Origin of the sequence: Gilliamella sp. Pra-s60, assembly GCF_009795755.1 — a bacterium.
Classification (GTDB): domain Bacteria; phylum Pseudomonadota; class Gammaproteobacteria; order Enterobacterales; family Orbaceae; genus Gilliamella.
In genome coordinates this window covers 1-275 of sequence record NZ_WTFA01000065.1, presented here as the reverse complement: position 1 = coordinate 275, position 275 = coordinate 1, and the positions used below count along the sequence as shown (strand labels likewise).

Annotated in this window: 1 pseudogene; it reads right to left on the bottom strand. The window is 37.8% G+C overall.

Features of this window, described 5'->3' with window-relative positions:
- Positions 1–275 (bottom strand): annotated as a pseudogene (locus GQ596_RS11020) (hypothetical protein); the annotation flags it as partial.

Sequence of the window (275 nt, the reverse complement as noted above, 5' to 3'; positions counted from 1 at the left end):
GGGGATCTACCGGTTTAGTATTTTTCAACTCTTGCTCACGCCGAGCTATCATCTGTTTAAAAGGAGGTAAATATTGTTGCTTTGTCGCAATGGTTATAAGAGGATTACTTTGATAATCAAAATATCCCTCTTCATTGACTTTAAATTCAATCGGTAAGTCGATTAAATAGGTGCCAATACAGCGTGTTGATGAATTTGATAGTAACGCAGCCACTGGCTGCTGCGCTTTGGGTGGTAATGTAATTGTTTGAATATTCTTGCTAAATACCTGACAA